The organism is Agarivorans sp. 1_MG-2023, assembly GCF_030548385.1.
In the GTDB taxonomy this organism is placed as follows: Bacteria; Pseudomonadota; Gammaproteobacteria; order Enterobacterales; family Celerinatantimonadaceae; genus Agarivorans.
On sequence record NZ_JAUOSJ010000010.1, the window covers coordinates 135,802 to 157,620 of the forward strand.

The 21,819-nt window shown below is 44.9% G+C and carries 30 protein-coding genes; 5 read left to right on the top strand and 25 right to left on the bottom strand.

Annotated features, from left to right (window positions below):
• The first annotated feature begins 47 nt into the window (after positions 1-47).
• Entirely contained in the window at positions 48-1,436 is a 1,389-nt protein-coding gene (dbpA, locus tag Q4592_RS15335; protein ID WP_303514690.1) for an ATP-dependent RNA helicase DbpA, read from the top strand.
• 40 nt (positions 1,437-1,476) lie between these two features.
• Here the strand turns inward: dbpA and Q4592_RS15340 are convergent, their stop codons facing one another.
• The 6 genes from Q4592_RS15340 to Q4592_RS15365 are packed head-to-tail and all read right to left on the bottom strand — an operon-like array spanning position 1,477 to position 5,609.
• Complete coding sequence (locus Q4592_RS15340; protein ID WP_303514692.1) at positions 1,477-2,493, bottom strand: Solitary outer membrane autotransporter beta-barrel domain; 1,017 nt, start codon at positions 2,491-2,493, stop codon at positions 1,477-1,479.
• Positions 2,494-2,535: 42 nt separating this feature from the next.
• Positions 2,536-2,949, bottom strand: a complete 414-nt coding sequence (locus Q4592_RS15345) for a DUF1801 domain-containing protein (protein ID WP_303514694.1) — start codon at positions 2,947-2,949, stop codon at positions 2,536-2,538.
• A complete protein-coding gene (locus Q4592_RS15350; protein WP_303514696.1) occupies positions 2,949-3,548 on the bottom strand; it encodes a glutathione S-transferase N-terminal domain-containing protein in 600 nt (199 codons plus the stop codon). The genes Q4592_RS15345 and Q4592_RS15350 overlap by 1 nt, the downstream gene beginning before the upstream one ends.
• Positions 3,532-4,434, bottom strand: coding sequence for a DMT family transporter (locus Q4592_RS15355; protein ID WP_303514699.1), 903 nt, complete (start codon positions 4,432-4,434; stop codon positions 3,532-3,534). The genes Q4592_RS15350 and Q4592_RS15355 overlap by 17 nt, the downstream gene beginning before the upstream one ends.
• Positions 4,427-4,783, bottom strand: a complete 357-nt coding sequence (locus Q4592_RS15360; RefSeq protein WP_303514701.1) for a VOC family protein — start codon at positions 4,781-4,783, stop codon at positions 4,427-4,429. Before Q4592_RS15360 ends, Q4592_RS15355 begins: the two co-directional genes overlap by 8 nt.
• A 34-nt stretch (positions 4,784-4,817) precedes the next feature.
• The gene (locus Q4592_RS15365) at positions 4,818-5,609 is read right to left on the bottom strand and encodes a PhzF family phenazine biosynthesis protein (protein WP_303514703.1); all 792 of its coding nucleotides are present in this window, start codon (positions 5,607-5,609) and stop codon (positions 4,818-4,820) included.
• 307 nt (positions 5,610-5,916) lie between these two features.
• Between Q4592_RS15365 and Q4592_RS15370 the strand changes: the two genes are divergently transcribed.
• Positions 5,917-6,117 carry a cold-shock protein gene (locus Q4592_RS15370; RefSeq protein WP_137672498.1) on the top strand — a complete coding sequence of 67 codons (201 nt, stop codon included), beginning with the start codon at positions 5,917-5,919 and terminating at the stop codon, positions 6,115-6,117.
• 117 nt (positions 6,118-6,234) lie between these two features.
• On the opposite strand, the gene Q4592_RS15375 is transcribed toward Q4592_RS15370, so the two are convergent.
• Genes Q4592_RS15375 through Q4592_RS15385 form a run of 3 tightly spaced genes read right to left on the bottom strand, consistent with a single transcriptional unit; the run spans position 6,235 to position 7,740 of the window.
• The gene (locus Q4592_RS15375) at positions 6,235-6,927 is read right to left on the bottom strand and encodes an aspartate/glutamate racemase family protein (RefSeq protein ID WP_303514809.1); all 693 of its coding nucleotides are present in this window, start codon (positions 6,925-6,927) and stop codon (positions 6,235-6,237) included.
• 22 nt (positions 6,928-6,949) lie between these two features.
• Positions 6,950-7,198 (bottom strand): DUF2164 domain-containing protein, encoded by a 249-nt coding sequence (locus tag Q4592_RS15380; RefSeq protein WP_303514707.1) that lies wholly within the window; start codon positions 7,196-7,198, stop codon positions 6,950-6,952.
• A gap of 2 nt (positions 7,199-7,200) precedes the next feature.
• Entirely contained in the window at positions 7,201-7,740 is a 540-nt protein-coding gene (locus Q4592_RS15385) for a GNAT family N-acetyltransferase (RefSeq protein ID WP_303514709.1), read from the bottom strand.
• Positions 7,741-8,410: 670 nt separating this feature from the next.
• On the opposite strand from Q4592_RS15385, the gene Q4592_RS15390 reads away from it, so the two are divergent.
• The gene (locus tag Q4592_RS15390; RefSeq protein WP_303514711.1) at positions 8,411-8,923 is read left to right on the top strand and encodes a hypothetical protein; all 513 of its coding nucleotides are present in this window, start codon (positions 8,411-8,413) and stop codon (positions 8,921-8,923) included.
• Positions 8,924-8,983: 60 nt separating this feature from the next.
• Here the strand turns inward: Q4592_RS15390 and Q4592_RS15395 are convergent, their stop codons facing one another.
• The 4 genes from Q4592_RS15395 to Q4592_RS15410 all read right to left on the bottom strand — a co-directional run bounded on the left by Q4592_RS15395 (position 8,984) and on the right by Q4592_RS15410 (position 12,759).
• On the bottom strand, positions 8,984-9,409 hold the full coding sequence (locus Q4592_RS15395; RefSeq protein ID WP_303514712.1) for a GNAT family N-acetyltransferase: 426 nt from the start codon (positions 9,407-9,409) through the stop codon (positions 8,984-8,986).
• Positions 9,410-9,578: 169 nt separating this feature from the next.
• The gene (locus tag Q4592_RS15400; protein ID WP_303514714.1) at positions 9,579-10,811 is read right to left on the bottom strand and encodes a glycine betaine/L-proline ABC transporter ATP-binding protein; all 1,233 of its coding nucleotides are present in this window, start codon (positions 10,809-10,811) and stop codon (positions 9,579-9,581) included.
• The gene (locus Q4592_RS15405) at positions 10,804-11,703 is read right to left on the bottom strand and encodes a proline/glycine betaine ABC transporter permease (protein WP_137672504.1); all 900 of its coding nucleotides are present in this window, start codon (positions 11,701-11,703) and stop codon (positions 10,804-10,806) included. The genes Q4592_RS15400 and Q4592_RS15405 overlap by 8 nt, the downstream gene beginning before the upstream one ends.
• A gap of 63 nt (positions 11,704-11,766) precedes the next feature.
• Positions 11,767-12,759 (bottom strand): ABC transporter substrate-binding protein, encoded by a 993-nt coding sequence (locus tag Q4592_RS15410; protein WP_303514716.1) that lies wholly within the window; start codon positions 12,757-12,759, stop codon positions 11,767-11,769.
• A gap of 143 nt (positions 12,760-12,902) precedes the next feature.
• Here Q4592_RS15410 and Q4592_RS15415 point away from each other — a divergent pair, with 143 nt between their 5' ends.
• Complete coding sequence (locus Q4592_RS15415; protein ID WP_137672506.1) at positions 12,903-13,394, top strand: MarR family winged helix-turn-helix transcriptional regulator; 492 nt, start codon at positions 12,903-12,905, stop codon at positions 13,392-13,394.
• A 33-nt stretch (positions 13,395-13,427) separates the two neighbouring features.
• Here Q4592_RS15415 and Q4592_RS15420 read toward each other — a convergent pair whose 3' ends face one another.
• From Q4592_RS15420 to Q4592_RS15440, 5 genes are all read right to left on the bottom strand, one after another.
• Entirely contained in the window at positions 13,428-13,988 is a 561-nt protein-coding gene (locus Q4592_RS15420) for a pyridoxamine 5'-phosphate oxidase family protein (protein WP_303514719.1), read from the bottom strand.
• A gap of 144 nt (positions 13,989-14,132) precedes the next feature.
• Positions 14,133-14,579, bottom strand: a complete 447-nt coding sequence (locus tag Q4592_RS15425; RefSeq protein ID WP_303514721.1) for a YaiI/YqxD family protein — start codon at positions 14,577-14,579, stop codon at positions 14,133-14,135.
• 52 nt (positions 14,580-14,631) lie between these two features.
• Positions 14,632-15,180 (bottom strand): GNAT family N-acetyltransferase, encoded by a 549-nt coding sequence (locus Q4592_RS15430; protein ID WP_303514724.1) that lies wholly within the window; start codon positions 15,178-15,180, stop codon positions 14,632-14,634.
• A 7-nt stretch (positions 15,181-15,187) separates the two neighbouring features.
• The gene (locus Q4592_RS15435) at positions 15,188-15,517 is read right to left on the bottom strand and encodes a TfoX/Sxy family protein (RefSeq protein WP_303514727.1); all 330 of its coding nucleotides are present in this window, start codon (positions 15,515-15,517) and stop codon (positions 15,188-15,190) included.
• A complete protein-coding gene (locus tag Q4592_RS15440) occupies positions 15,517-15,978 on the bottom strand; it encodes a RidA family protein (protein WP_303514730.1) in 462 nt (153 codons plus the stop codon). Before Q4592_RS15440 ends, Q4592_RS15435 begins: the two co-directional genes overlap by 1 nt.
• 240 nt (positions 15,979-16,218) lie before the next feature.
• On the opposite strand from Q4592_RS15440, the gene Q4592_RS15445 reads away from it, so the two are divergent.
• Positions 16,219-17,571 (top strand): DEAD/DEAH box helicase, encoded by a 1,353-nt coding sequence (locus Q4592_RS15445; RefSeq protein ID WP_303514732.1) that lies wholly within the window; start codon positions 16,219-16,221, stop codon positions 17,569-17,571.
• Positions 17,572-17,711: 140 nt separating this feature from the next.
• Here the strand turns inward: Q4592_RS15445 and folE are convergent, their stop codons facing one another.
• The 7 genes from folE to cobA all read right to left on the bottom strand — a co-directional run bounded on the left by folE (position 17,712) and on the right by cobA (position 21,818).
• Complete coding sequence (gene folE / locus Q4592_RS15450) at positions 17,712-18,392, bottom strand: GTP cyclohydrolase I FolE (RefSeq protein ID WP_303514735.1); 681 nt, start codon at positions 18,390-18,392, stop codon at positions 17,712-17,714.
• A 66-nt stretch (positions 18,393-18,458) separates the two neighbouring features.
• Positions 18,459-19,202 (bottom strand): dihydromonapterin reductase, encoded by a 744-nt coding sequence (gene folM / locus Q4592_RS15455; protein WP_303514736.1) that lies wholly within the window; start codon positions 19,200-19,202, stop codon positions 18,459-18,461.
• The gene (gene folX / locus Q4592_RS15460) at positions 19,195-19,605 is read right to left on the bottom strand and encodes a dihydroneopterin triphosphate 2'-epimerase (RefSeq protein ID WP_303514738.1); all 411 of its coding nucleotides are present in this window, start codon (positions 19,603-19,605) and stop codon (positions 19,195-19,197) included. The genes folM and folX overlap by 8 nt, the downstream gene beginning before the upstream one ends.
• Positions 19,606-19,711: 106 nt before the next feature.
• Positions 19,712-20,269: a DUF3833 domain-containing protein gene (locus tag Q4592_RS15465; protein WP_303514741.1), complete on the bottom strand. Its 558-nt coding sequence runs from the start codon at positions 20,267-20,269 to the stop codon at positions 19,712-19,714.
• Between the two features lie 77 nt (positions 20,270-20,346).
• On the bottom strand, positions 20,347-20,553 hold the full coding sequence (locus tag Q4592_RS15470; protein WP_303514743.1) for a DUF3565 domain-containing protein: 207 nt from the start codon (positions 20,551-20,553) through the stop codon (positions 20,347-20,349).
• Positions 20,554-20,561: 8 nt separating this feature from the next.
• Positions 20,562-20,987, bottom strand: coding sequence for an Lrp/AsnC family transcriptional regulator (locus tag Q4592_RS15475; protein WP_303514744.1), 426 nt, complete (start codon positions 20,985-20,987; stop codon positions 20,562-20,564).
• 57 nt (positions 20,988-21,044) lie between these two features.
• A complete protein-coding gene (gene cobA, locus Q4592_RS15480) occupies positions 21,045-21,818 on the bottom strand; it encodes a uroporphyrinogen-III C-methyltransferase (protein ID WP_303514746.1) in 774 nt (257 codons plus the stop codon).
• Between the last annotated feature and the right edge of the window lies 1 nt (position 21,819).

Genomic DNA, 21,819 nt, shown 5'->3' on the forward strand with positions numbered 1-21,819 from the left:
TGCTGCTGCGGTTATACCTTTATTTTTCCCTCGAAGAGGACGCCATTGTGAGCCAAACTGATTTTTCTACTCTTGCCCTACACCCTGATTTATTAGCAAATCTGGAAACTCTGGGTTATAGCTCCATGACGCCAATTCAAGCGCAAAGTCTGCCAGAGATTCTGGCAGGTAAAGATGTTATCGCTCAAGGCAAAACGGGTTCAGGTAAAACCGCCGCTTTTGGTTTAGGTTTGCTTAATGCCTTGGAAGTTAAACGCTTTCGCATTCAAACATTAGTATTGTGCCCAACCCGTGAACTAGCCGACCAAGTGGCTAAAGAGATCCGCAAACTGGCACGTAGCATTCATAACATTAAGGTGCTAACCCTATGTGGAGGCATGCCTTTTGGCCCGCAAATTGGGTCGCTAGAACATGGGGCTCACATTGTTGTTGGCACACCGGGTCGCGTAGAAGAGCACTTAAACAAAGGCACGCTGAAGTTAGATAACATTAAGAACCTGATTCTTGATGAAGCAGATCGCATGTTGGAAATGGGCTTTCAATCGGCCATTGATGCCATTATTGAATTAGCACCGAGTGATCGCCAAACCTTATTGTTTAGTGCCACCTTCCCAGCTCAAATTGAGAGTATTTCTCAGCACATAATGCGCAAACCAGTGCGTATAGAAGTGGCTAGCACTCACGATGACTCGTCTATTTCTCAGCACTTTTATAAGGTAGATGACAATGAGCAACGTATGTTAGCGCTACGCTTGCTGTTATTACAGCATCGCCCTAAATCTAGCGTGGTATTTTGCAACACCAAACGCGAAGCGCAAGAAGTTGCCGATGAATTACGCCTACTCGGCTTTAGCGCTGTTGCCTTACATGGTGATTTAGAACAGCGTGATCGCGACCAAACCTTAGTGCAGTTTGCCAATAACAGTGCCGCCATTTTGGTGGCAACCGATGTTGCCGCTCGAGGCTTAGATATTGACTCGCTTGATGCCGTGATTAACTACCACATTGCGCGCGATGTAGAAGTGCATGTGCACCGCATTGGTCGTACCGGACGTGCTGGCAGCAAAGGTTTGGCTTTTTCATTCTTTAGCGATAAAGAGCATTACAAAGTCGCCTTACTGGAAGACTACTTAAGTCGTCCCATTGAAGACGAAGAACTTCCAGACATGTCTTTACTAAACAAGAAACCTGCGGGCGCACTAATGGCTACCCTACAAATTGACGGCGGTAAGAAACAAAAAGTAAGAGCCGGCGATATTCTGGGTGCGTTAACGGGCGAAAATGGTATTAGCGGCGCACAAGTTGGCAAAATTAACCTGTTTGATAACCGCGCTTATGTAGCAGTGGAGCGCGAAGTACTTAAGCAAGCACGTAAGAAGCTAGAGCACGGAAAAATGAAAGGCCGCTCGTTTAGAGTTAGACACCTAACTTGCTAAGTTAAGCAAACTCACACTCCGCCAGTGATCGCTGGCGGACCTAATAGGTATTGTAATTAAAGACCAAACTGCCACCTTTTAGCACGCTGCCATAATTAAATAGCAAGCCAATACTCACATTATCTAACCAGCCCTCGCCATATGCACCAGTGCCCATTAACAAATCAAAACCAAATTCATAGTAATGCGGTGTTTGAAAAGCCTCGTTAGTATTGCCAGTTAAATCAACCCGTGAAGCCGATAACTGCCCAGCAAATGAGATATCTAAAGCGCGACCAATAGGGTGAGCGTAATACAGGGTATTACGCCACGACGTAGCAGCAATTTGCACTTGATGTGAAGCAACATCGGAGCCAAAGCTTTCTCCGCGTAGGTACTCAAAACGGGAACGATATTTTAACTTATGGTTAGTCCAACGTCGCTGGTACTGCAGCGCAATACTCGGGTGTAGCATCCACGCATTCAAAGAAAAGTTAGTCAGCACTCCGTCAAATACTGGCTGAAAAATCTGACTTATCGAGTTGTTGTAGGTGTAATTCTGATTCAAGCGACGCAAACTTCCACCTAGCTCCGCACTTAAGCGCCAATTAGACCAAGGGTCTAGATGCAGACCACCACCAAGATAAGCAGAATAAACCTGAAGTTTTTCATGGTCACGGGTAGAGTCGATTTCTTCGAACAGCGCCACATCATGAAAGCGTTGGGTATAACCCAACCGACCAGTGGTATAGGTTTCCCAACCAGAACCATGCCAAGGTAAAGTTAGCGTTAGCGGTAATGTGATGGTTTTCAACTCATTTTTTAAACGATTAGCATCGTCTCCACCGAGATTGTCATCGTCAATGGGAATAAAACCTGAGGGGTCAAAATTAACAAAACCAATAGTTACCGTTTCGCGATCATGAATAATGGCATCTGCGGCAAAGGTACCCGACAAATTGCGCTCTAGTATAGGTAAGATTTCATTCTCTAAATGCCCCTTTACCAACGCTGCTTGAGCCATAAACGGCAAGCAAAAGCCAATCAAGATAAACCGGCTACATCGCTTAGCTAACACTTTTTTCATCCTTGAAATAGTGATTCCCTCTTTGGTGAATAGTTAGTGTGTTTTATCTAAATGATAGCGCAACGCCATAGCGATACATATCTTGAGCTCAGCAAGAGGCCATGCTTGATCGACGCCTAACAAGATTGCACGCTGCTTCTGATAACAAAACAAGCCTGGAAACAGAGTACCAAACGAAGCAACTAAATGCGTTTGGCAGTTAACGTATAAACCTATGTAATCGGGGTTTGCTACTTTCCAATCAATTCGCAAGGTAGAGCCAGATTTGCTTTGCTCGGTAAGATAAGCCAGTTCGCCCCATTTGCTGGTTTCGGTCAACTCGCCTACCCCTTCTGTATGTTTAGCAACTTGAAAGATTTCTTGGCGCAAAACCATTAGTTGGCGTTGCACCGTTACCGGGTAGTCGGCGATGATTAACTTAAGCTCTGGTGCAAGCTCACTTTGCATCACCAGTTCTCCGCCTCTTTTAGAGTATGTTTGAACAATGGCCAAGCCATTAAATGATGCTGATAGCGCCCTGCAGCATCGTCTAACTCAATCCCATAGTTGAACAGCCGTAACGCCATCACTGCATAAAAAGCGTCTACTGCGCTAGCTTGGCCAAAGGCAAAGCAGCCGTCAAAGGATTGCCAAATAACACTTAATCGCTGTAGCTCTTTTTCCAGACTGCTGCTTAACATCGGCTGTTCTACCCGCTTAAGCTGAAAGGGTAACTCGGTGCGAATGTTGATAAAACCAGAATGCAGCTCCGCTAGATAGCTACGAGCTAGGGCGCGTTTGCCTTTATCAACCGGGAGTACAGTTCCCGGAGAAAGCTCATTAGCATATTCACTAATAGCCAAAGAATCATGGAGCAATAAATCGCCATGCTGAAGGACCGGAACTAAGCCAGTTGGCGATAAATTAGATAGCGTTTGTCTATAACCCTTTTCACCTAAAGGCACTGTAGTTAACTCAAGTTCTAATTCAGCTAACTGCATAGATAAGTAGGCGCGGATCGACCAGGTAGAATCTCGCCCTACTACCAGTTTAAGTGGGTTGCTCATTCTGTGAATCCTTCTTTGTTACTTTCTCCATACTTGCTCTGCTGTATATTGTAAGTAGTATGCCACCCAGTACCAGGCTGGCTGACACCACAAAGTTCAAACCTAAGCCTTCACTCGCAAATAGCCAACCACCTAGCGCTGCAATAATCGGCACTAACAGCTGCAAAACTGCTGCTTGGCTTGCCGATAGGCCGGCAAGTGCCAAATACCATATCCAGTAACCTAAACCCGATGCCAATGCACCAGATACCACTGCCAACACTACACCTTCAGCACTCAGGTTTGAATCCATCAACAGCCAAGGTAACAACAGCACTAAAAACGGTAAGCTACGCCAAAAGTTATAACAGGTATCACGGCTTGCACTGTTTGAGCCTCGACCGTTGAGGGTGTATACCCCCCAAGCGCCGCCCGCGACTAACATTAACCCAAACCCTAACCAAGAGATTGAGATTTGCTCATTAGGCGCTAATAGCCACACTAAACCACTAAAGGCCAAAGCAATGCCAAAGCCCTCACCCACAGATAAGCGAGCACCTTTTACCATAGAAATACCCACCATGCTTAGTTGCACCGCCGCAAATAAGATTAATGCACCAATGCCAGTATCTAGATATAAATAGGCAAAAGAGAAGCACGCGGCATAAGCAAATAGCATAAAACCAGACCACCAACTGCCTTTGGCGGAATTCACTGAATTTTGTCGAGCCACACCAATAAGTATCGCCAAAGTCACTGCGCCCGCAAGTAAACGTATGGCGGTAAAACTGGCAGCATCTATTTGTTGCTCGCCTAACGCTAAACGACACAATACCGAGTTACCGGCAAAGGCAATTAACGCAACAAGAGTGGTTAAGTAGGTGCGCATAGGCTGGGAGTTACTCAAGCTCAGACCACACTGCAAATTCGTTACCACTAGGTTCGCAAAAATGAAAACGTCGCCCACCGGGGAAACTGAAAATAGCTTTAACTATCTTCCCGCCAGCCCGCTCCACTTTAGAAAGAGTCTGCTCTAGGTCTTGGCTATAAAACACCAACAAAGCAGCACCGTTTTCGGTTGACGACTTTAACGGCGCTTGAAAAAAGCCACCATCTAAACCCTGTCCAGAAAACGCGGTGTATTGCTCACCAAAATCTTCAAACTGCCAAGCAAAAACGGTGCTAAAAAACTGCTTGGTGGCAACGAGATCACTGCTGGGGAATTCTACATAGTTAAGCTTTTCGTGCTGATTCATTAATTCACTCCTTGAAAGTTAATTGAGTTAGCACTTACATAAACACAGTGCCCTGCATATAGGTTGTAGCATGCCCAGCAACAGTGACACTTTGCGCATTTAACGCGCAATGCAACACTCCACCGCGGTTCGAAGCTTGGTAAGCCACCATTTTCTTCTTACCTAAACGCGCCGCCCAGTATGGTGTGAGTCCAGCATAAATAGACCCAGTAACTGGATCTTCATATCCCCCATTGGCCGGCCAAAAGTAACGCGACACAAAATCGTAATCACGAGCTTTAGCGGTTACAACCACATCATAAGGGCCAAGGGTTTTAATTAACGCTTCATCAATAACTATCGACTCAACCTGCGATTGCTGATCATAGACCAGAAAATAAGCCTGTTGATTTCGCAAAATCTTACTCGGTTGTATCGATACGCCCTTTAATAGAGCATCTGGAATCTCTTGTATTGACTGAGGCGGGTGAATGGGGAAATCCATAGCAATTAAATGGTCTTCCGCTCGGCGTGCGCTTAGCTCTCCTACTTTAGAAGTCGCAAATCTTAGTTCTAATGCCTCAGTATTGTCTTCAAAGAGAACGTGTGCAGCCGCCAGCGTGGCATGCCCACAAAAATCAATTTCACAAATAGGCGAGAACCAGCGGATAAAATAATAGTTGGTCGCGAGAGGTACTAAGAATGCGGTTTCAGACAAGTTATTTTCTATGGCTATCGCCTGCATTAACGCGTCGTCCAGCCAGCGTTCAAGAATGATCACCGCTGCCGGATTACCTTTAAATAAGTCTTGGCTAAAGCTATCCACTTGATGGATTTTCAGGTTCATTGTGTTCCTTATCATTAGACTAATTGCCTATTGTCAACGGGGGGAGAGATATGGGCTCGTCAACTTTACAAGACGCACTCCTCTGAACAGTGAGCGAAAGATCACACATACACCTTTACATTAATCCAATATACGTTACACTTCGCTCGCTGGTAAAGGTTACAGCGGATATTTATGCCCCATACAAATGCGTTGATTTCTTAGATTTCATACCTGTTTGTTCGTAAGTAATTTCTGCATCTTTCGGCACCCTTTAACTTACCCGTTTTTGGTGTAAGTTTTATTTATTATATTTTGGAGATTACTCATGGCTACAGGTCGCGTAAAATGGTTTGACGAGCAAAAAGGTTTTGGTTTCATCGAGCGTCCAGATGGTAAAGATGTATTCGTACATTTCCGCGCTATCAAAAGCGACGGTTACAAAACTTTAGCTGAAGGCCAAGAAGTACAGTTTGAAGTAGAAGAAGGTCCAAAGGGTCCTCAAGCTGCTAACGTAACTGTTGCTTAAGCTGCTCTTAAAGGCATAGTATCCAATTAGTCTTTGATTAATTAGACACTAGCTTTAAGCTAAAAAAACGGCCTGCTTGGCCGTTTTTTATTGCCTGTAGAAAAGTAAGCATAGCGATTAATCCGCTAAGGCGAACTGCGCAGCCGCAGCAACATGAATAGCGGTAGTATCGTAAAGCCTAATGGCGGTATCTGATTGCTGCACCAACAAGCCAATTTCGGTACAGCCTAAAATAATGGCCTCCGCCCCTGCTGCTCTAAGCTTTTCCATTTCCTGTAAATAAACATCTCTAGAGCTGTCTAACACTTTCCCCTGACATAGCTCTTGATAAATAATGGTATGCACTAACGCCATACCAGCATCGTCGGGCACCAACACATCTAAACCACTCTGCTGCAAGCGCCCTTTGTAAAAATGCTGTTGCATAGTGAACTGAGTGCCTAATAAACCCACTCGCTTAACACCATCTTTAAGCAACTCACTCGCGGTAGCATCCGCTATGTGCAGCAGGGGAATATTTAAAGCTTGCTCTACATGCTCTGCTACTTTGTGCATTGTATTAGTAGCAATTAGCAGAAAATCTGCGCCTGAGGCTTGAACCGACAAACCAGCAGCCACCATTTGTTCAGCTAAAGCCTGCCAATTCCCCTGGTGTTGTAAGCGTTCTATTTCAGCAAAATCGACACTGACTAGATTTATTTTGGCTGAATGTAAGCCACCTTTTGCATGCTTAACGGCAAGATTCAGTTGCTGGTAATACATCAGGCTCGATTCCCAACTCATGCCGCCTATAATGCCAATTGTTTTCATCACTACCTCAATACTCGCCCAGCTACCACTTGGTAGGCTTTTCTATTTCATACAAATCGTCAGCAATGTTATCAATGCGCTTTTGCATTACCACTTGCGCATCTTGCAAGCCCTGGTTGTAATAAAATGCGCCAATTTCTTCAGAGAAAAAATCCAATAGAAACTCGGCATCGAACTGACCAATTTCAACATCTAACTGTTGCTCACAATAACTTTGGACTTTACTCACTAATGCGCGTTTTTGTTCAACTGAAAACTCAATAGCAGACATGGTTAATATTCCTCTAGAACCTCTTGTTCCAACTCATCTATTTGTTGCTCGGTTTTAATTTGCTGCTGCCAATAACCTACATTGACCCATTCGCCAAATTTTCGCCCTACCTTTTCAAACTCAGCCACCTTATGAAAGCCCAAGCGCTCGTGAATGGCTACACTAGCCGGGTTAGGCAAAGCAATACCTGCGATAACAGTGGCAATAGGATAATCCTGAAGGCGGTTTAACAAAGCTTGGTACAGCTGAGTACCAACTCCTTTGCCAGCGGCGCTATGCGCAACGTAAATGGAGCTTTCAACGGAAAAGCGATAGGCACTACGTCCCTTCCATGGGCTCACATAGGCATAACCCAATATCTCACCTTGCTGTTCGTACACCAACCACAGCAGCTCTTTTTGCAGAGTTGCGACCCGCGAAGCAATATCACTAGGCTCCACCTGTCGCTCTTCAAAGGTGGCACGACTGTTTTCAATAAAATAATTGTAAATACTGCAAATTTGCGGGCAATCACTTAACTGTGCATCTCTGATCATGGTCATCCTTTTCCTATCGAATACCGCTCTGTATTCACCAAACAAGTCGCTTGACTGTCAGCGACTTAAAAACAAAGCCAACTTGATACAAGACAAAAGTAAAATATTTGATGACGTTCCTTCAACAAGATTATGCTTCAATGTTGAAACTAAATTGGGCTATAAGCTCCCTAATACAGAGTTAAACTAACCCCACAATAAAACATTTTTTCAAGATTAGAAGGGCAATTAATATATTGTTTGATCTAATAGAAGCATAAGATTTTGTATAGCCTGTTATAGCCGTAAACTCCATCCAACGCCAAATGATAAAGAAGTAGCAATACCCAACTTAGTTGCTTTAACCCTTAGTTCTCATAACGAGAGTGCACAGTCAGCATCGAAAGTAGGAAGAAAAGTCAGCAAACAATCATAGTGACATCTGGTTTGACGGCCCAAAACCTTAAACGAATACTGTATTTGAGCTCAACACATCTAACTAGGGCAAATATCTTCAAGCTGAATTACTCAAATTTGTAAACAAAAATTGCCTTTAAAGCGTTAGCGATAACACAAATATGCTAGTTTTTTGATCTTAAATATTGTAGGACAAATTAGACCAAAGTATAGTGCAAAAAAAACGGACAGATAGGTTAATAAGTGAACTAACTATAGAGATATTTATCAAGGAACTTCCGTGAGAACATTAGCGATAATACTAGGGACACTTAGCACTCTGTCCTTCTCCTGCTGGGGCTTTAATAGCCACATAGTAGAGTCCACGCCATCTGAATTCATTAATTCAAACGCGCAAATTAACTACCACTATTACAACACCAGCCTAGGTGATCGCCCGGCGCGTATAAAAGGTCTGGTGGGGATTATTGATGGTTACGCAATTTTAAAGCTTAGCTGCGCGAATAATGGCGCGGTATCGGTGAAACACAATGTGATTAAAGCGCCTGAACAGCATGTATCCATTGACCACAAACAACTGAAAACTACGCTTAGCCAATTCAACTATAGCCTTAGCTCTCAAGAACAAATTACCCAACTAAAACAAGGTAGATACTTGCAGTTTTCTCAGCAACCTACGCTAACAGCAAATTTGAAGTTAAAGACCACATCAGTATCTTTACAAGGCTTTACTGCTACTTACGATCGGATGAAGCAACTTTGCGCACAAAGCGCTGGCCTAGCAATGCGTTAAGTCAAATAGCAATAACGCTCGACCTTATTGTTATTGAAAGGTACTGCTTTGCTTAGTTGCTTAGTTGCTTAGTTGCTTAGTAAAATGATGGCTTTTAATATCAAAGCCATGGCGTAGATAAAATCGGTGAGCGGCAAAGCGTTGTACTCCAGATCCTAAATGAAACTGCTCACACTGTTGTTGCTTGGCATAGTCTTCTAGCCAATGCAGCAACTGCTTTCCAACACCTTTCGAGCGGCAACTTGGCAGTGTTACTAAATCATCCAAATAAAGGTGTTTGCCCCAAGATAGTTTCCAAGCAATCACAAAACCGGCAACTGCAACAATTTGCTGCTGGTCACTTAAGTAACTCAACTGATAACCCTGCAGCTGCTGCAACTTAATTTGTTCAATCAATGTAGCTTTGGTGAAGCTTGGGCGAAGCGCCAGCATAACATCAGCCACTTGCTCTAATTCAGTATCAGATTGCTGTAAGCTCACTTGCATTCTATAGGCTCTCTAAAGGATTAACCATGCTACCTATAGCAGCACAACGTTGAGTATGAATGCTTGAATTTAAGACTAGGGTATTTAGCTAAGCCCTATAAAAACGGCTTACAAGGAAGGAATAAACTCAAGTCTTGCTAAGCGATATTAGCAAGACTTGTTGACATATTTATTTCGAAACAAGCGCTTCTTTATTAGAGTCAGCGTCTACTTCCAACTCTTCAGGCTCGGCAAATACTTCGGCCACCGACTTGCGAGTTAACTCACCTTTGAGGTTGCCGTCATCATCTACTACAGGCAATGAGAAATCACTTTCTAAGCTGTCAGTTATAACACTCTCAATGGCCGCGTCTGGTGAAATAGTCGGCACGTCTTGATACTCACACGTTTCGAATTGCTCATCAGCATTTGCTTTCGATGCTTGCTCAAGCGAATCTTGCGTCACAATGCCTTGGTAGCCATCTTCGGTAACATGATAAGCGTAGTCGCCTTTGATTTTTTTCATTTGCTGCAAGGCTTCACCAATAGTATCAGCCGTAATTCGCCGCGCAGGAGGCCGCATTACCGTTTCTACAGTAAGGGCACGAGCTCGGTTTACGTCTTTTACAAAAGCTTCAACATAATCGGTAGCGGGATTTAATAGAATATCGTCTGGCGTGCCCTGCTGTACTACCTCACCATCTTTCAAAATAGCAATTTTGTCGCCAATGCGCAGCGCTTCATCTAAATCGTGAGTAATAAAGATAATAGTTTTGTGCAGGGTTTCTTGGAGTTCAATCAGCTGATCTTGCATTTCACTTCGAATCAGCGGGTCAAGGGCTGAGAAGGCTTCATCCATCAGCAAAATTTCTGCATCGGTGCTTAAGGCACGAGCTAAACCTACACGCTGCTGCTGACCACCTGAAAGTTGCGAAGGATATTGCTGCTCATAACCGTTTAAGCCCACGGTATCTAACCACTCTTGGGCTTTTGCTAAACGCTGCTCTTTAGGCACGCCCTGCACGGTTAAACCATAAGCGACATTTTCAATCACACTACGGTGTGGCATCAAACCAAAACGTTGGAATACCATCGACATTTTATGACGACGGAAATCTTGCAGCTCTTTGCTGCTCAGCTTCATTACGTCAGTGCCCTCAATGCTAATCACCCCTTCGGTAGGGTCAATTAGACGGTTGAAGTGACGAATCAAGGTCGATTTACCAGAACCAGACAAACCCATTATTACGTAGATTTCGCCTTGCTGTATCTCTAAGTTAATGTCTTTAAGACCCAAAGTGTGGCCAGTTTCCGCCAGAATTTTATCTTTAGATTCTCCGGCCTTTACTCGCGGCATCACCTGCTTCGGATTTTCACCAAACAGCTTGTATAAGCCCTGAATTTTAATTAGCGGCTCAGTCATGCTTAAATCCTTGAAGATGTGCTTGGGTGCGCTTAGCGTAGGCTTGTGAGACACGGTCAAATATAATCGCCAGCGCTACAATCGCTAAACCGTTGAGTAAACCCAAGGTAAAGTACTGATTGGTAATTGATTTTAATACTGGTTGGCCTAAACCTTTCACCCCAATCATTGAGGCAATCACCACCATCGATAAGGCCATCATAATGGTTTGGTTTATTCCCGCCATAATGGTGGGCATCGCCAAGGGGATCTGCACCCCAAACAAACGTTGCGTGGTACTTGCGCCATAGGCTGTAGCGGCTTCTAACACCTCTTTATCCACCAAGCGAATACCTAAATTAGTTAAACGAATTACCGGAGGAATGCCGTAAATAACCACCGCGATCACGCCAGGAATTTTACCAATGCCCAGCAGCATAACTACCGGAATCAGGTATACAAAAGCTGGCAGCGTCTGCATAACATCTAGCATAGGGGTAATAATTGCTTGGGTTCGATTAGAACGGGCCATCACAATACCAATAGGAATACCTAAGGCAATGGCCAGCATAGTACACACGGTAATGATGCTCATGGTTCGCATCATGTCTTCCCACATGCCGAAGTAACCCACCAGTAGCAGTGATACAACGGAGCCAATAACCAGCTTCCAAGAACGACTCGCGGCGTAAACCAAACCTGCACACACAATCAATACTAACCACCACGGAGTGGTAATAAGCAATTTTTCAAACCAAACTAGAAACTGTAAAAGGGGCTCAAAAAATGATTCGATGGCTTCGCCATACTCTCGGGAAAAATTTCGATATGCACCATCTAAAGACTTACGAATAACGGTGAGATCGGCTCGACTCATTTGTGGAAAACGTTCCAACCATGACGAATCCGCCATAAATAACTACCTCTATTAAAAACGCGAAAGGCCAACCCGAGGTTGGCCTTTTTTTTACTTAAACTACATACTGGCTAAAGCTTTACTGACCTTGGCGGCAACGTCATCTGATACCCAAGCTTTCCAGCTTTCTGGGTTTTCAGTTAAGTAGTGATACATTGCTGCATCGCCATCCGCTTGGCTTTCTTCCATCCACGCTAATAAACTATTCATTTCAGCATTAGTGAATGAACGCTTAGTAATGTATTCATAAGCAGCCGGAGCCTTAGTGGCAAACTCTTCAGTCGTTACTGAGTGAACTGGCGAAGGTGGGTACATGGTTACTTTAGGGTTTTCACAATCTTCTTGAGTGGTACAGTTCAAGAATTCTTGCTCGTCAATACCGTTTCCAGTATCCACTTTAACCATTTCGTATTTACCTAGCACAGCAGTAGGTGCCCAGTAATAACCAAACCAGCCTTGTTCGCGGGTGTAGGCTTTAGCAATAGAACCTGAAAGGCCGGCACTCGAACCTGGATCAATCAGTTCAAAACCTGATTTCTCTAGTTCTAAAGCATCAAATAAATTACTTGCAGAAATTTGACAGTTCCAACCCGCTGGGCAGCCGTAAAAGCCAGATAGCTCTTTGCTTTCAGGGTGAACAAATAATTTAGCGTGTTTTTTAACGCCTTCGATAGTGGCAATTTCAGGGTACTTTTCTACTAAGTACTTCGGTACCCAAAAGCCTTCTTCACCGCCGTCAGACAATGACTTACCCGCAAAGCGAATACGCTTTTCTGCTACGCCGCGATCTAATACTTCTTTAGCAGAGTTACTCCATAACTCAGGAGCAATATCAGGTTCGCCTTTTTCCATCATAGAAACGGTGGTTGGCATGGTGTCGCCTGGTACAAGTTCGGCATCACAACCGTAACCATGTTCCAGAATAAATTTATCTACATTGGCAATAACGGTTGCAGAACTCCAGTTCATGTCTGCAATGGTAACACTGCCACAGCTGTCTTCAGCTTGAGCAAATCCGCTCACTAAAAGCAGTGCTGCATATCTTAACTTCATATCCCTATCCTTCCCTGTGTGCTTTCTTAGCGTTAAGAATCATACACTTCAAATAATTAGAGTTCAAACTAACTACTGTGTATACCCTCTGGTTTGAGTATGGGATATACTCCGAAAAACCCCAAAAAAGCATTTAAATAGTTATGCAAAAATCTGCTTACTGGCAAGACGTGTTGATTTCCTTACGGAAAATTATCCGCGCTACCGACCTACAATCCAAACGCATTGTAAAAGCCTGTGGCTTAACCATTCCGCAAGTGATGGTATTACGGGCGATTGAAGAAATGGGCACCGTTAATGTTAAACGTCTTTCCGACCAAGTCTCATTGAGTCAAGCCACAGTAACCACTATTCTTAATCGATTGGAGGAGCGGCAGCTGATCGAGCGAGTACGCTGTGCCACCGACCGACGCATTGTAAACCCGCGCCTTACCAGCCGCGGCCACGATATTCTTACTACTGTGCCGCCATTACTGCACGAAGAATTTATTCAACGCTTTGAGAGCCTAGAAGATTGGGAGAAGACCCAAATACTCTCATCTATGCAACATATTGCTTCAATGATGGATGCAGAAGCGATTGATGCAGCCCCATTATTAGACATTGAAGCGCCGGTAAAAGATCTACAACGCTAAGAAAATTACTTTCAACTCAAACTAATTCAGGATTTAGTCAGTTATTTTTGATAAGGCTAGGATATGGGTATCAACCCCATCTAAGCTTTGCTGGTTTTTCTTCGCCCAATATTGCTCAATACCTTCCTCACCTTGCTTAGCCGCCCACTGACTTAGCTCTTCTCGAGGCGCTACATAATCATAAAATGGCACCGACATTCCGCACGAGCTCTGCACCATATCAATATCTAATAAATAGAGTTGCCGAGCGCCATTTAGGTTAGAGAACAATTGACTATAGTTTTGCCACAATTCATCTCTGCGATGAATCGCTGTCGCTTGCCCGTATAAACGCAAGATAACGGGTTTGCCTTCAAAGGCACAAAACATAATCGTCATGCGTGGATCTTGGCTCACGTGAGCGGCCGTTTCATTGCCACTGCCGGTATAGTTTAGCCACACCACTTGGTGTTTATTCAGCACTCGAAACGAGTCCATACCTTTTGGCGACAGGTTCACTTTTCCGCTTGGCGCTGCTGTTGCCACAAAAAACATCTGTTGTTGTTCGATGAATTCGACGTGAGGGGGGATCATCGCACTAAACTGTTTACCCATTAGTTGTCATCCTAGAAAACCTAAACGCAAGTGGTTTAGTTTATCAACAAGTGATGACAGTTCAGTGATCAATCAGCGCTTTAACCCACTAAGCACCTTGATAAACAAGCTAAAATGACGGGGTAACGTCCAGCGCTTATAGCCTTATTTATGTTTGGCGAGAATAGAATCTAAATGGCTAGCAAAGGCTTTTCGGTCGGCTTGGCTAAGCGCAGCTGGCCCGCCAGTATGCACGCCGCTGGAGCGCATGGTGTCCATAAAATCACGCATGTTAAGTCGCGATTTAATATTGCTTTTCGTATACAGCTCACCGCGGGGACTAAGTGCTTGGCCTTGTTTAGTAATCACCTCATCGGCCAATGGAATGTCTGAAGTAATCACTAAATCACCTTCGCTCACTCGTGCCACAATTTCGTTATCGGCTACATCAAAACCAGCACTCACCTGTAAGCTAGAAATAACTTTTGAAGGCGGCGTCTTTATGTATTGATTCGCCACCAAGATAAGCGGAATTTGGGTGCGCTCGGCAGCACGAAATAGTATCTCTTTAATCACCACCGGACAGGCGTCGGCATCTACCCAAATCTTCATTTATAATTACTCTTCAACAATCGTGCGGCTACTATGCCAAATTAATGATTGATTACAAGATCGCTCGCATGTCGATATTATAAATCTCGGTATGAAAGCCACCGTATTCTTCAAAACCACAAGCCTTATAAAAATGTCGCGCGCGATGGTTGCTTTCTTGAGTCCCGCCCATTAACACTATGCTTAGCGCACCTTGCTGCTTAACATGTTGCATCAAAGGTTTAATGGCTGCAGAAGCTAAACCTGCATTTTGATATGCATCAGCTATACACGGCGCAAAAATTACGTCTAATTCAGCCTGTAAGCTTACGCCTTGGCGACTGTAACGCTCAGCTTCCTCTGACGATATTTGATGCTCAACTATAAAGTAACCCGCAACCAGGTCTTTATCCATAATTACCCAGCGTTCTGCGCTATCAGTGCTAATGGCTTCACATAAGTGTTTAGCTTGCTGCTGAGTTAATGGATGCGGCCCAAAGCGGCAAGTGGTTGCGGGGCTTAAACCTTGGAAAAAAGCACCTAAAGCTTCAGCGTCACCCCGCTCTATTAAACGCAAAATAAAAGTACTATCGTGCTTAGCTTCAATCGATATCACTGCCATTTTCCTTCTATTTGGGCGCGAGGCTATGCACAAAATTAAGGCAGTAGTCTAACCATTTTTCGCGCTGCTCTGCAGTGAGCAAACCCTCAGCAGACACATAAACCATGCCCTTCATCGGTTTACCGGTAAAAGTCATCTCCGACGCATAGTCTTGCTTTAAACACTGTAAATACTGGTTAGGCCCTACCCGCGCCATCAACCTATCGCCGTTAATACCACAGGCCATGTGCCCTGCTACCATAAAACACAAACCGCCAAACATCTTTCGTTCGCTAATCTCCACCTTGTCATTTAGCTGCAATCGAATCTTGTGGGCTAAGTCTGTGTCAAAAGCCATTACTCAGCCACCTCAAATATCGAATCAATCACCAGCGGTAAGTTCGCTCTAAGTGATACCGCAGCAAATACCGAGCGCGCATGCAGACCTCGCTCACCAAATACTTCTACCATTAACGCTGAACAACCATCGAGCACTTCGGGGTGTTGCTCGAATTGCTCAGTAGCATTTAGAAAACCCTGTAGCTTCACCACTCTACTCACCTTGTCTAAGGAACCTAGGTGCTGCTGTACTGCGGCCAAAATGTCTAAACCCGCTACACGAGCAAAATCAGCCCCTTGCTGACAGGTAAATTCGCGGCCTAGCTTTCCTTTTGGAATGTTTGCTAATCCAGCAACCGGCCCCTTGCCCGATACATAAAGCAAGTTACCGGTTTGCACGCAATTGCTGTAGCTTGCTGCAGGGCCTGTAGGTGTGGGTAAAGTAATTCCTAGCTCAACCAATCGCTCGGCTATACTCATATTGGTTCCTTATATGCTGGTACAAGAGCAAGTAATAGTGTCTTTCAGACTAGCATGATTACCGTTTATTCGACGTAATCTAGGCCACTGGCATTAATTAACTAAAAAAACTCGCGAATTAAATGCCAAGATTAAGCCAGAAGCCTAGCCCAAGCATGGTACTCACTAGCAACTTACTGTAAGCTGCACGCCCGCCACAAGTGCGGCCATGCATACCTAATTACCACAAGAGAATATTCTATGAGCTTTGACTCCCTGGGTTTATCTAAACCCCTTTTAGAAGCGGTAGCCGCTCAAGGTTACGACACACCTTCGCCAATTCAAGCCAAAGCTATTCCTGTGATTCTTGAAGGTAAAGACATTATGGCCGCCGCACAAACTGGCACCGGTAAAACTGCGGGCTTTACCCTGCCCCTGCTTGAACTGCTGAGCAAAGGCCCTAAAGTACGTAACAACCAAGTTCGCGCCTTGGTATTAACCCCAACCCGCGAGCTAGCAGCACAAGTGGGCGAAAGTGTTAGCACTTACGGTAAAAACCTGCCATTAAGTTCAACCGTAGTATTTGGCGGGGTAAAAATTAATCCACAAATGCAAAAGCTGCGTCGCGGTGCCGATGTATTGGTAGCAACACCCGGTCGTTTATTAGATTTGTACAATCAAAACGCGTTTCGTTTTCAGCAACTTGAAGTGATTGTTTTTGATGAAGCAGACCGCATGTTAGACATGGGTTTTATTCACGACATTAAAAAGATTTTGGCTCTATTACCTAAAAAACGCCAAACCTTAATGTTCTCAGCCACCTTTTCTAACGAAATTCGCACCCTAGCCAAGAGCCTTGTGAGTAATCCTGTAGAGGTATCAGTTACGCCGCCTAACGCTGCAGCACCAACTGTAGAGCAGTGGATTGTGCCGGTAGATAAGTCGAAGAAATCGGCCTTGCTAACTCGCTTGATTCACGACAATAAATGGCAACAAGTACTGGTATTTAGCCGCACCAAACATGGTGCTAATCGCTTGGCTAAGCATTTAGACCATAGCCAAATTACCGCGGCGGCCATTCATGGAAATAAAAGCCAAGGCGCACGAACTCGCGCATTGGCAGACTTTAAAAGTGGTGACGTAAGAGTATTAGTAGCTACCGACATTGCCGCTCGCGGTTTAGATATTGATCAACTACCACAAGTCGTGAACTTTGACCTACCCAACGTAGCCGAAGATTACGTACACCGTATTGGGCGTACTGGTCGCGCTGGCTCAACAGGCCAAGCGATATCTTTAGTGTGTGCCGATGAAATTGCTGATTTGAGTGGCGTAGAGCATTTAACGGGTAAACTGTTAGAGCGCAAAGTAATGGAAGGGTTTGAGCCATCAACCGCCTTACCACCTACCACCTTAAGCGGTAAGCCAATTAAACCTAAAAAGCCGAAGAAGCCAAAGCAACACCGCAATGACCATCGCGACGGTCAGCGTTCGAGTGAGAACTCTCGAGGCAATAAGCCGGTTGGCAAAAATCGACGCCACGCTGGCGGCGGTACGGCAAAAACCAGTTCTAGGTTTGCTAAGCCTAAACCGGCTAATTCTGGTAACAGATAAATAAAAAGCCCGACGACATGTCGGTTTTTTTTTTGAAATTCTGACCAGTAATACTAAGGCAGTTAACAGCTTAAACGGCTCTCACGCTCAGTGAGCACATCACCTACGTCTCGTTTATGCGCCTGCATTAATATCGATGCTTAACCTAAAAACTCTCTACGAACCGATTTACTCGTCTTAAACAACCCGCCGTAAGCCGACGTTTGGGTGCTTGAACTGGCATCCATTACCCCGCGCGCTTTTACACAAAAGTGGGTCGCATCCATAGTGATGGCCACATCATCGGTGCCTAGCAGGCTTTGCAAAGCAACCAGTACTTGCTGAGTTAGCCGCTCTTGCACTTGAGGCCGCTGGGCAAAAAAGCGCACAATACGGTTAATTTTAGATAACCCGATTATGTTGTCTTTAGGGATATAAGCCACTTTGGCTAAACCATCAATGGTGACAAAATGGTGTTCACAAGTACTGGTGAAAGCAATATCCGAGATCTTCACCATCTCTTCTACCGCCATTTTATTTTCAATGATGCTGATTTTTGGAAAACGCGAATAATCCAAACCAGAGAACACTTCATCAACAAACATCTTGGCAATACGATGCGGAGTTTCAGCTAGGCTATCATCTTTTAAATCCAAGCCTAAGGTTGCCACTACGTCAGTCAAAGAGGCCTTAATTTTTAAGTACTTTTGCTCGTTGGTTAATTGATTTTCCAGCAAAGGGGTTTCAATACCTTTATCAATTAATGCTTGGCGTACTTGAATTGCCTCTGGTGACAAGCAAGCGTCTTTTCTAAATTGTTTTTCAGCTAACGCTACTTTCATAATCACTTCCTTTAGATTGTCTTTCTTTTCTCACCCACTGCGGTTTACGTAACAACACTACTAACCCTAGACCAGATGGCGCCCGCCGTCTAAGCCGATAGTGCGTCCAGTGAGGTATTGGCTGCTCATTATATAGTTAACCGCTTGTACCGCTTCAGCCGCACCAGGCTCAACAGCCATTAGCGATTTAGCGAGCGCTTTAGTTTTGTATTCCGGCTTGTCGCCTTGGTTAAACATCAACAGCGAAGGCGCAATACTATTCACTTTTACCCTTGGTGCAAGCCGTGCCGCAAAAGAATGCGTTAAATTAGCCAAGCCAGCTTTACTGGCCGCGTAAGCAATGTGTTTACTACTGCCTTTTTCTGCAACGTAATCAGTCATATGAATGATATCGGCCAGCTGATTATGGGTTTGGTTTTTCAGTAACTCTTCAAAAGCCAAATTAAGTTGATAAGGGGCGCTAACATGCACGCTCCACATTATTCGCATCAGCTCATGCTCATTATCCAAAGCGCCATTTTTAAGCCACTGTGAGGCATTGTGAATCACTGCACGTAATGCTTGGTAATGCTGCAGTACGTAGGCAATAAACGCGCTAATTCCAGCGTCATCAGCAAAATCAGCCTGAATACAATCGGCCCCTTTATCTCGTAGGGCCTGCACTGCAGGTTTGTCGCGACGATAGGTGACTATCACCGAGTAACCCTGCTCCAGCAGATTTTCAGCAATGGCCAAGCCTAAACGCTGAGTGCCACCGGTAATAAGCACCGGAGCCGATGAACCAGTTATCGCATTCAATGGCTTATTCACTATCACGCGAGCCTGATAAGGTTACCGATACTGAATCGGCAAACCGCAAGGCGTGAGGTTTGTCTACGGTAATGCTGGCGCTAATCACTCGTGGTTCTTCCATGGCTAACGAGAGTAAGTCGGCGCAGAGTTTCTCCAACAAGCGAAAATGACCTTGTTCTACATGGGCAATCATCGCCTTGGTAATCACTTTATAATTAAGCGCTAAATCTTCGCTGTCGGCTTCACACGCTTTGGTGGCTTGATAGCGAATCTCGGCATTAATCACTACATCTTGCTGCTTACTTAACTCTTCTTGGTTAAAACCTATGTAGGTGCGTAAACGTAAATTAGTAATAGTAATTAACGCTGGACCTAAACTAAAACTGCTGGTCAGTGGTGCAAGATTAGATACCTTACTCATTTAACTCTCTCTTTAATTCATGTTGCTTACTACATACCTAGCGCATTTAAGTAAGCATTAACAAGTTAGTTGCTCTTTTAAGTTAGCTTTTGTGCACTCGGCAGTTTTAGCCAAGCACCTGCTTTTGAATCACCAAACTAACGGAGCCTACTTTAAAACCAAACTTTTTCATGACCGACTCGTTAACAATAGTGGCCGGGTTTACTAGATACATTTTGTCTTCTACCACCACGTCCATCTGGCTTCCCTTATAATCAAGCGTAAGTACGTAGTCCATAAACAAGGCATTACCGGCCAAACGCATGGTTGCCGCTTGGCTTACATCATTTGCGCTGGCTAAAAAGCTGCCATCAGTTTGGCGGACTAAGGTCCAAATGCGCTGTTGCTTTTCACCGTCGTCAAAAACAAAATGCTCGTCTAGAGTGCCTACGCCTTGTTCGTCCCAACTGGCATCAATCTCCACATTAAAGTAACGAATCAATTCCCCTGAGCGGTTTTTCACAATGCCGTGAGCAGTAAGCTTTCCGCTAAAGAAGTCTTCGATGACTAGTTTGGGTTGATTGGCCGCATAACTTGCAACATCAGCGCTGGAGCAGCCTGCCAGCCCAGCTAGCAATCCAAGTAACAATAGGTAGCGTTGATAAACGCTAGATGCAATTTGCATAGGGTTTTCGCCAAACAGGAACAATACAAATAAAACGAGGGGAGCAGGGAAAAAGATCTATCAACTTGAAATAATTGTTAGTTCCAGTCGCGAGGAGCCTGTTCTGTGCACTTAACGCAGTTAAGCGTTTGGCCAATCATTGATGAGCGGCCTTTATAGTCCATTACCCATGGGCGGTTTTGCCAAGGCGGCTGATGCCGTACATGCTGATAATGCCCACAAGCAAGTCGAGCCACCCAATGCCGCTCATCGTCTAGTTCAAAACCCACGATCACTTGCTTCATCTATGATCTTAACGGCTAAACATGTCACGCAATACCATGTGAGTACGCACCATCACCATTTTATCCATTTGTTCTAATTGCAGACGGATCTCTTCAAGCCGTGCCATGCTGGCCACTTCAATATACAGCAGCATATCTACGTCTCCTGAAATAGCTTGGCAGCGCTTTACTTCGGGAATACCACGCATAATCTCGGCATAAGCTTCACAATTATGTTCTTTATATCGTAGCTCTAAATGCGCAGCGATGGGCGCGGCTTGTTGGGCATGACCTAAACGGGCGTGGTAGCCACTTATTACACCTTGCTTCTCTAGGTTGCTTATTCGCTCTGCGGTGGCCGAGCGAGACAGATTGACCTCTCTGGCAATTTGACTCACCGGTGTTCGTGCATTGTCGACCAACATAGCGACAATTTTTTGATCAAACTTATCCAAGCATTACTTCCCTATATCTACCCATTTTGGCTTAACCAGACATGTTGGCTGGTGTGGCTAATATGGCTCGGGCGTGAACCAAGCAAGCTCTTGATGCAACTCGGTAACGCTGCCTACCACAATTAGCGATGGACTGATGGCTTGCTCGGCCAGTATCGCTAGCTCTACCAATTTGCCGGTAAGCACCCGTTGTTGTGGGGTTGCGCCGCGCTCGATAATGGCGCAAGGAGTGGCGTCGTCTAAACCATTGCTCACCAAATTGGCTTGAATTTGCGGGCACTGTTTCAAGCCCATGTAAAACACCAAGGTGTGGTTTGAATGGGCCAACGACGGCCAATCAATGTCTTCACCATGTTGTTTTAAATGACCAGTAATAAACTGCACACTCTGCGCATGGTCGCGATGGGTTAGCGGAATGCCAGCATACGCCGTACACCCTACCGCAGCAGTAATGCCAGGCACTACTTCAAAAGGCAGATTTTCTGCAGCTAACGATTGTAACTCTTCACCACCACGGCCAAAAATAAACGGGTCTCCGCCTTTTAGGCGCACCACATGTTTACCTAGCTTGGCTTGGTCTACCAGTATTTGATTGATATCGGGTTGCGGTACAAAATGGTGGTCAAGCTGCTTACCTACGTACACCATCTCAGCCGTTGGCGAAGCTAAATCGAGGATCTCTTGCGATACCAAGCGGTCATACACAATCACGTCTGCGGTGCGGATCCGCTTAACCGCTTTTACCGTTAATAAGTCTGGATCACCCGGACCAGCTCCCACCAATGAAACAAAACCCAAGTCGCCATTTGGGGCAGAGGGAGATAAAGACATT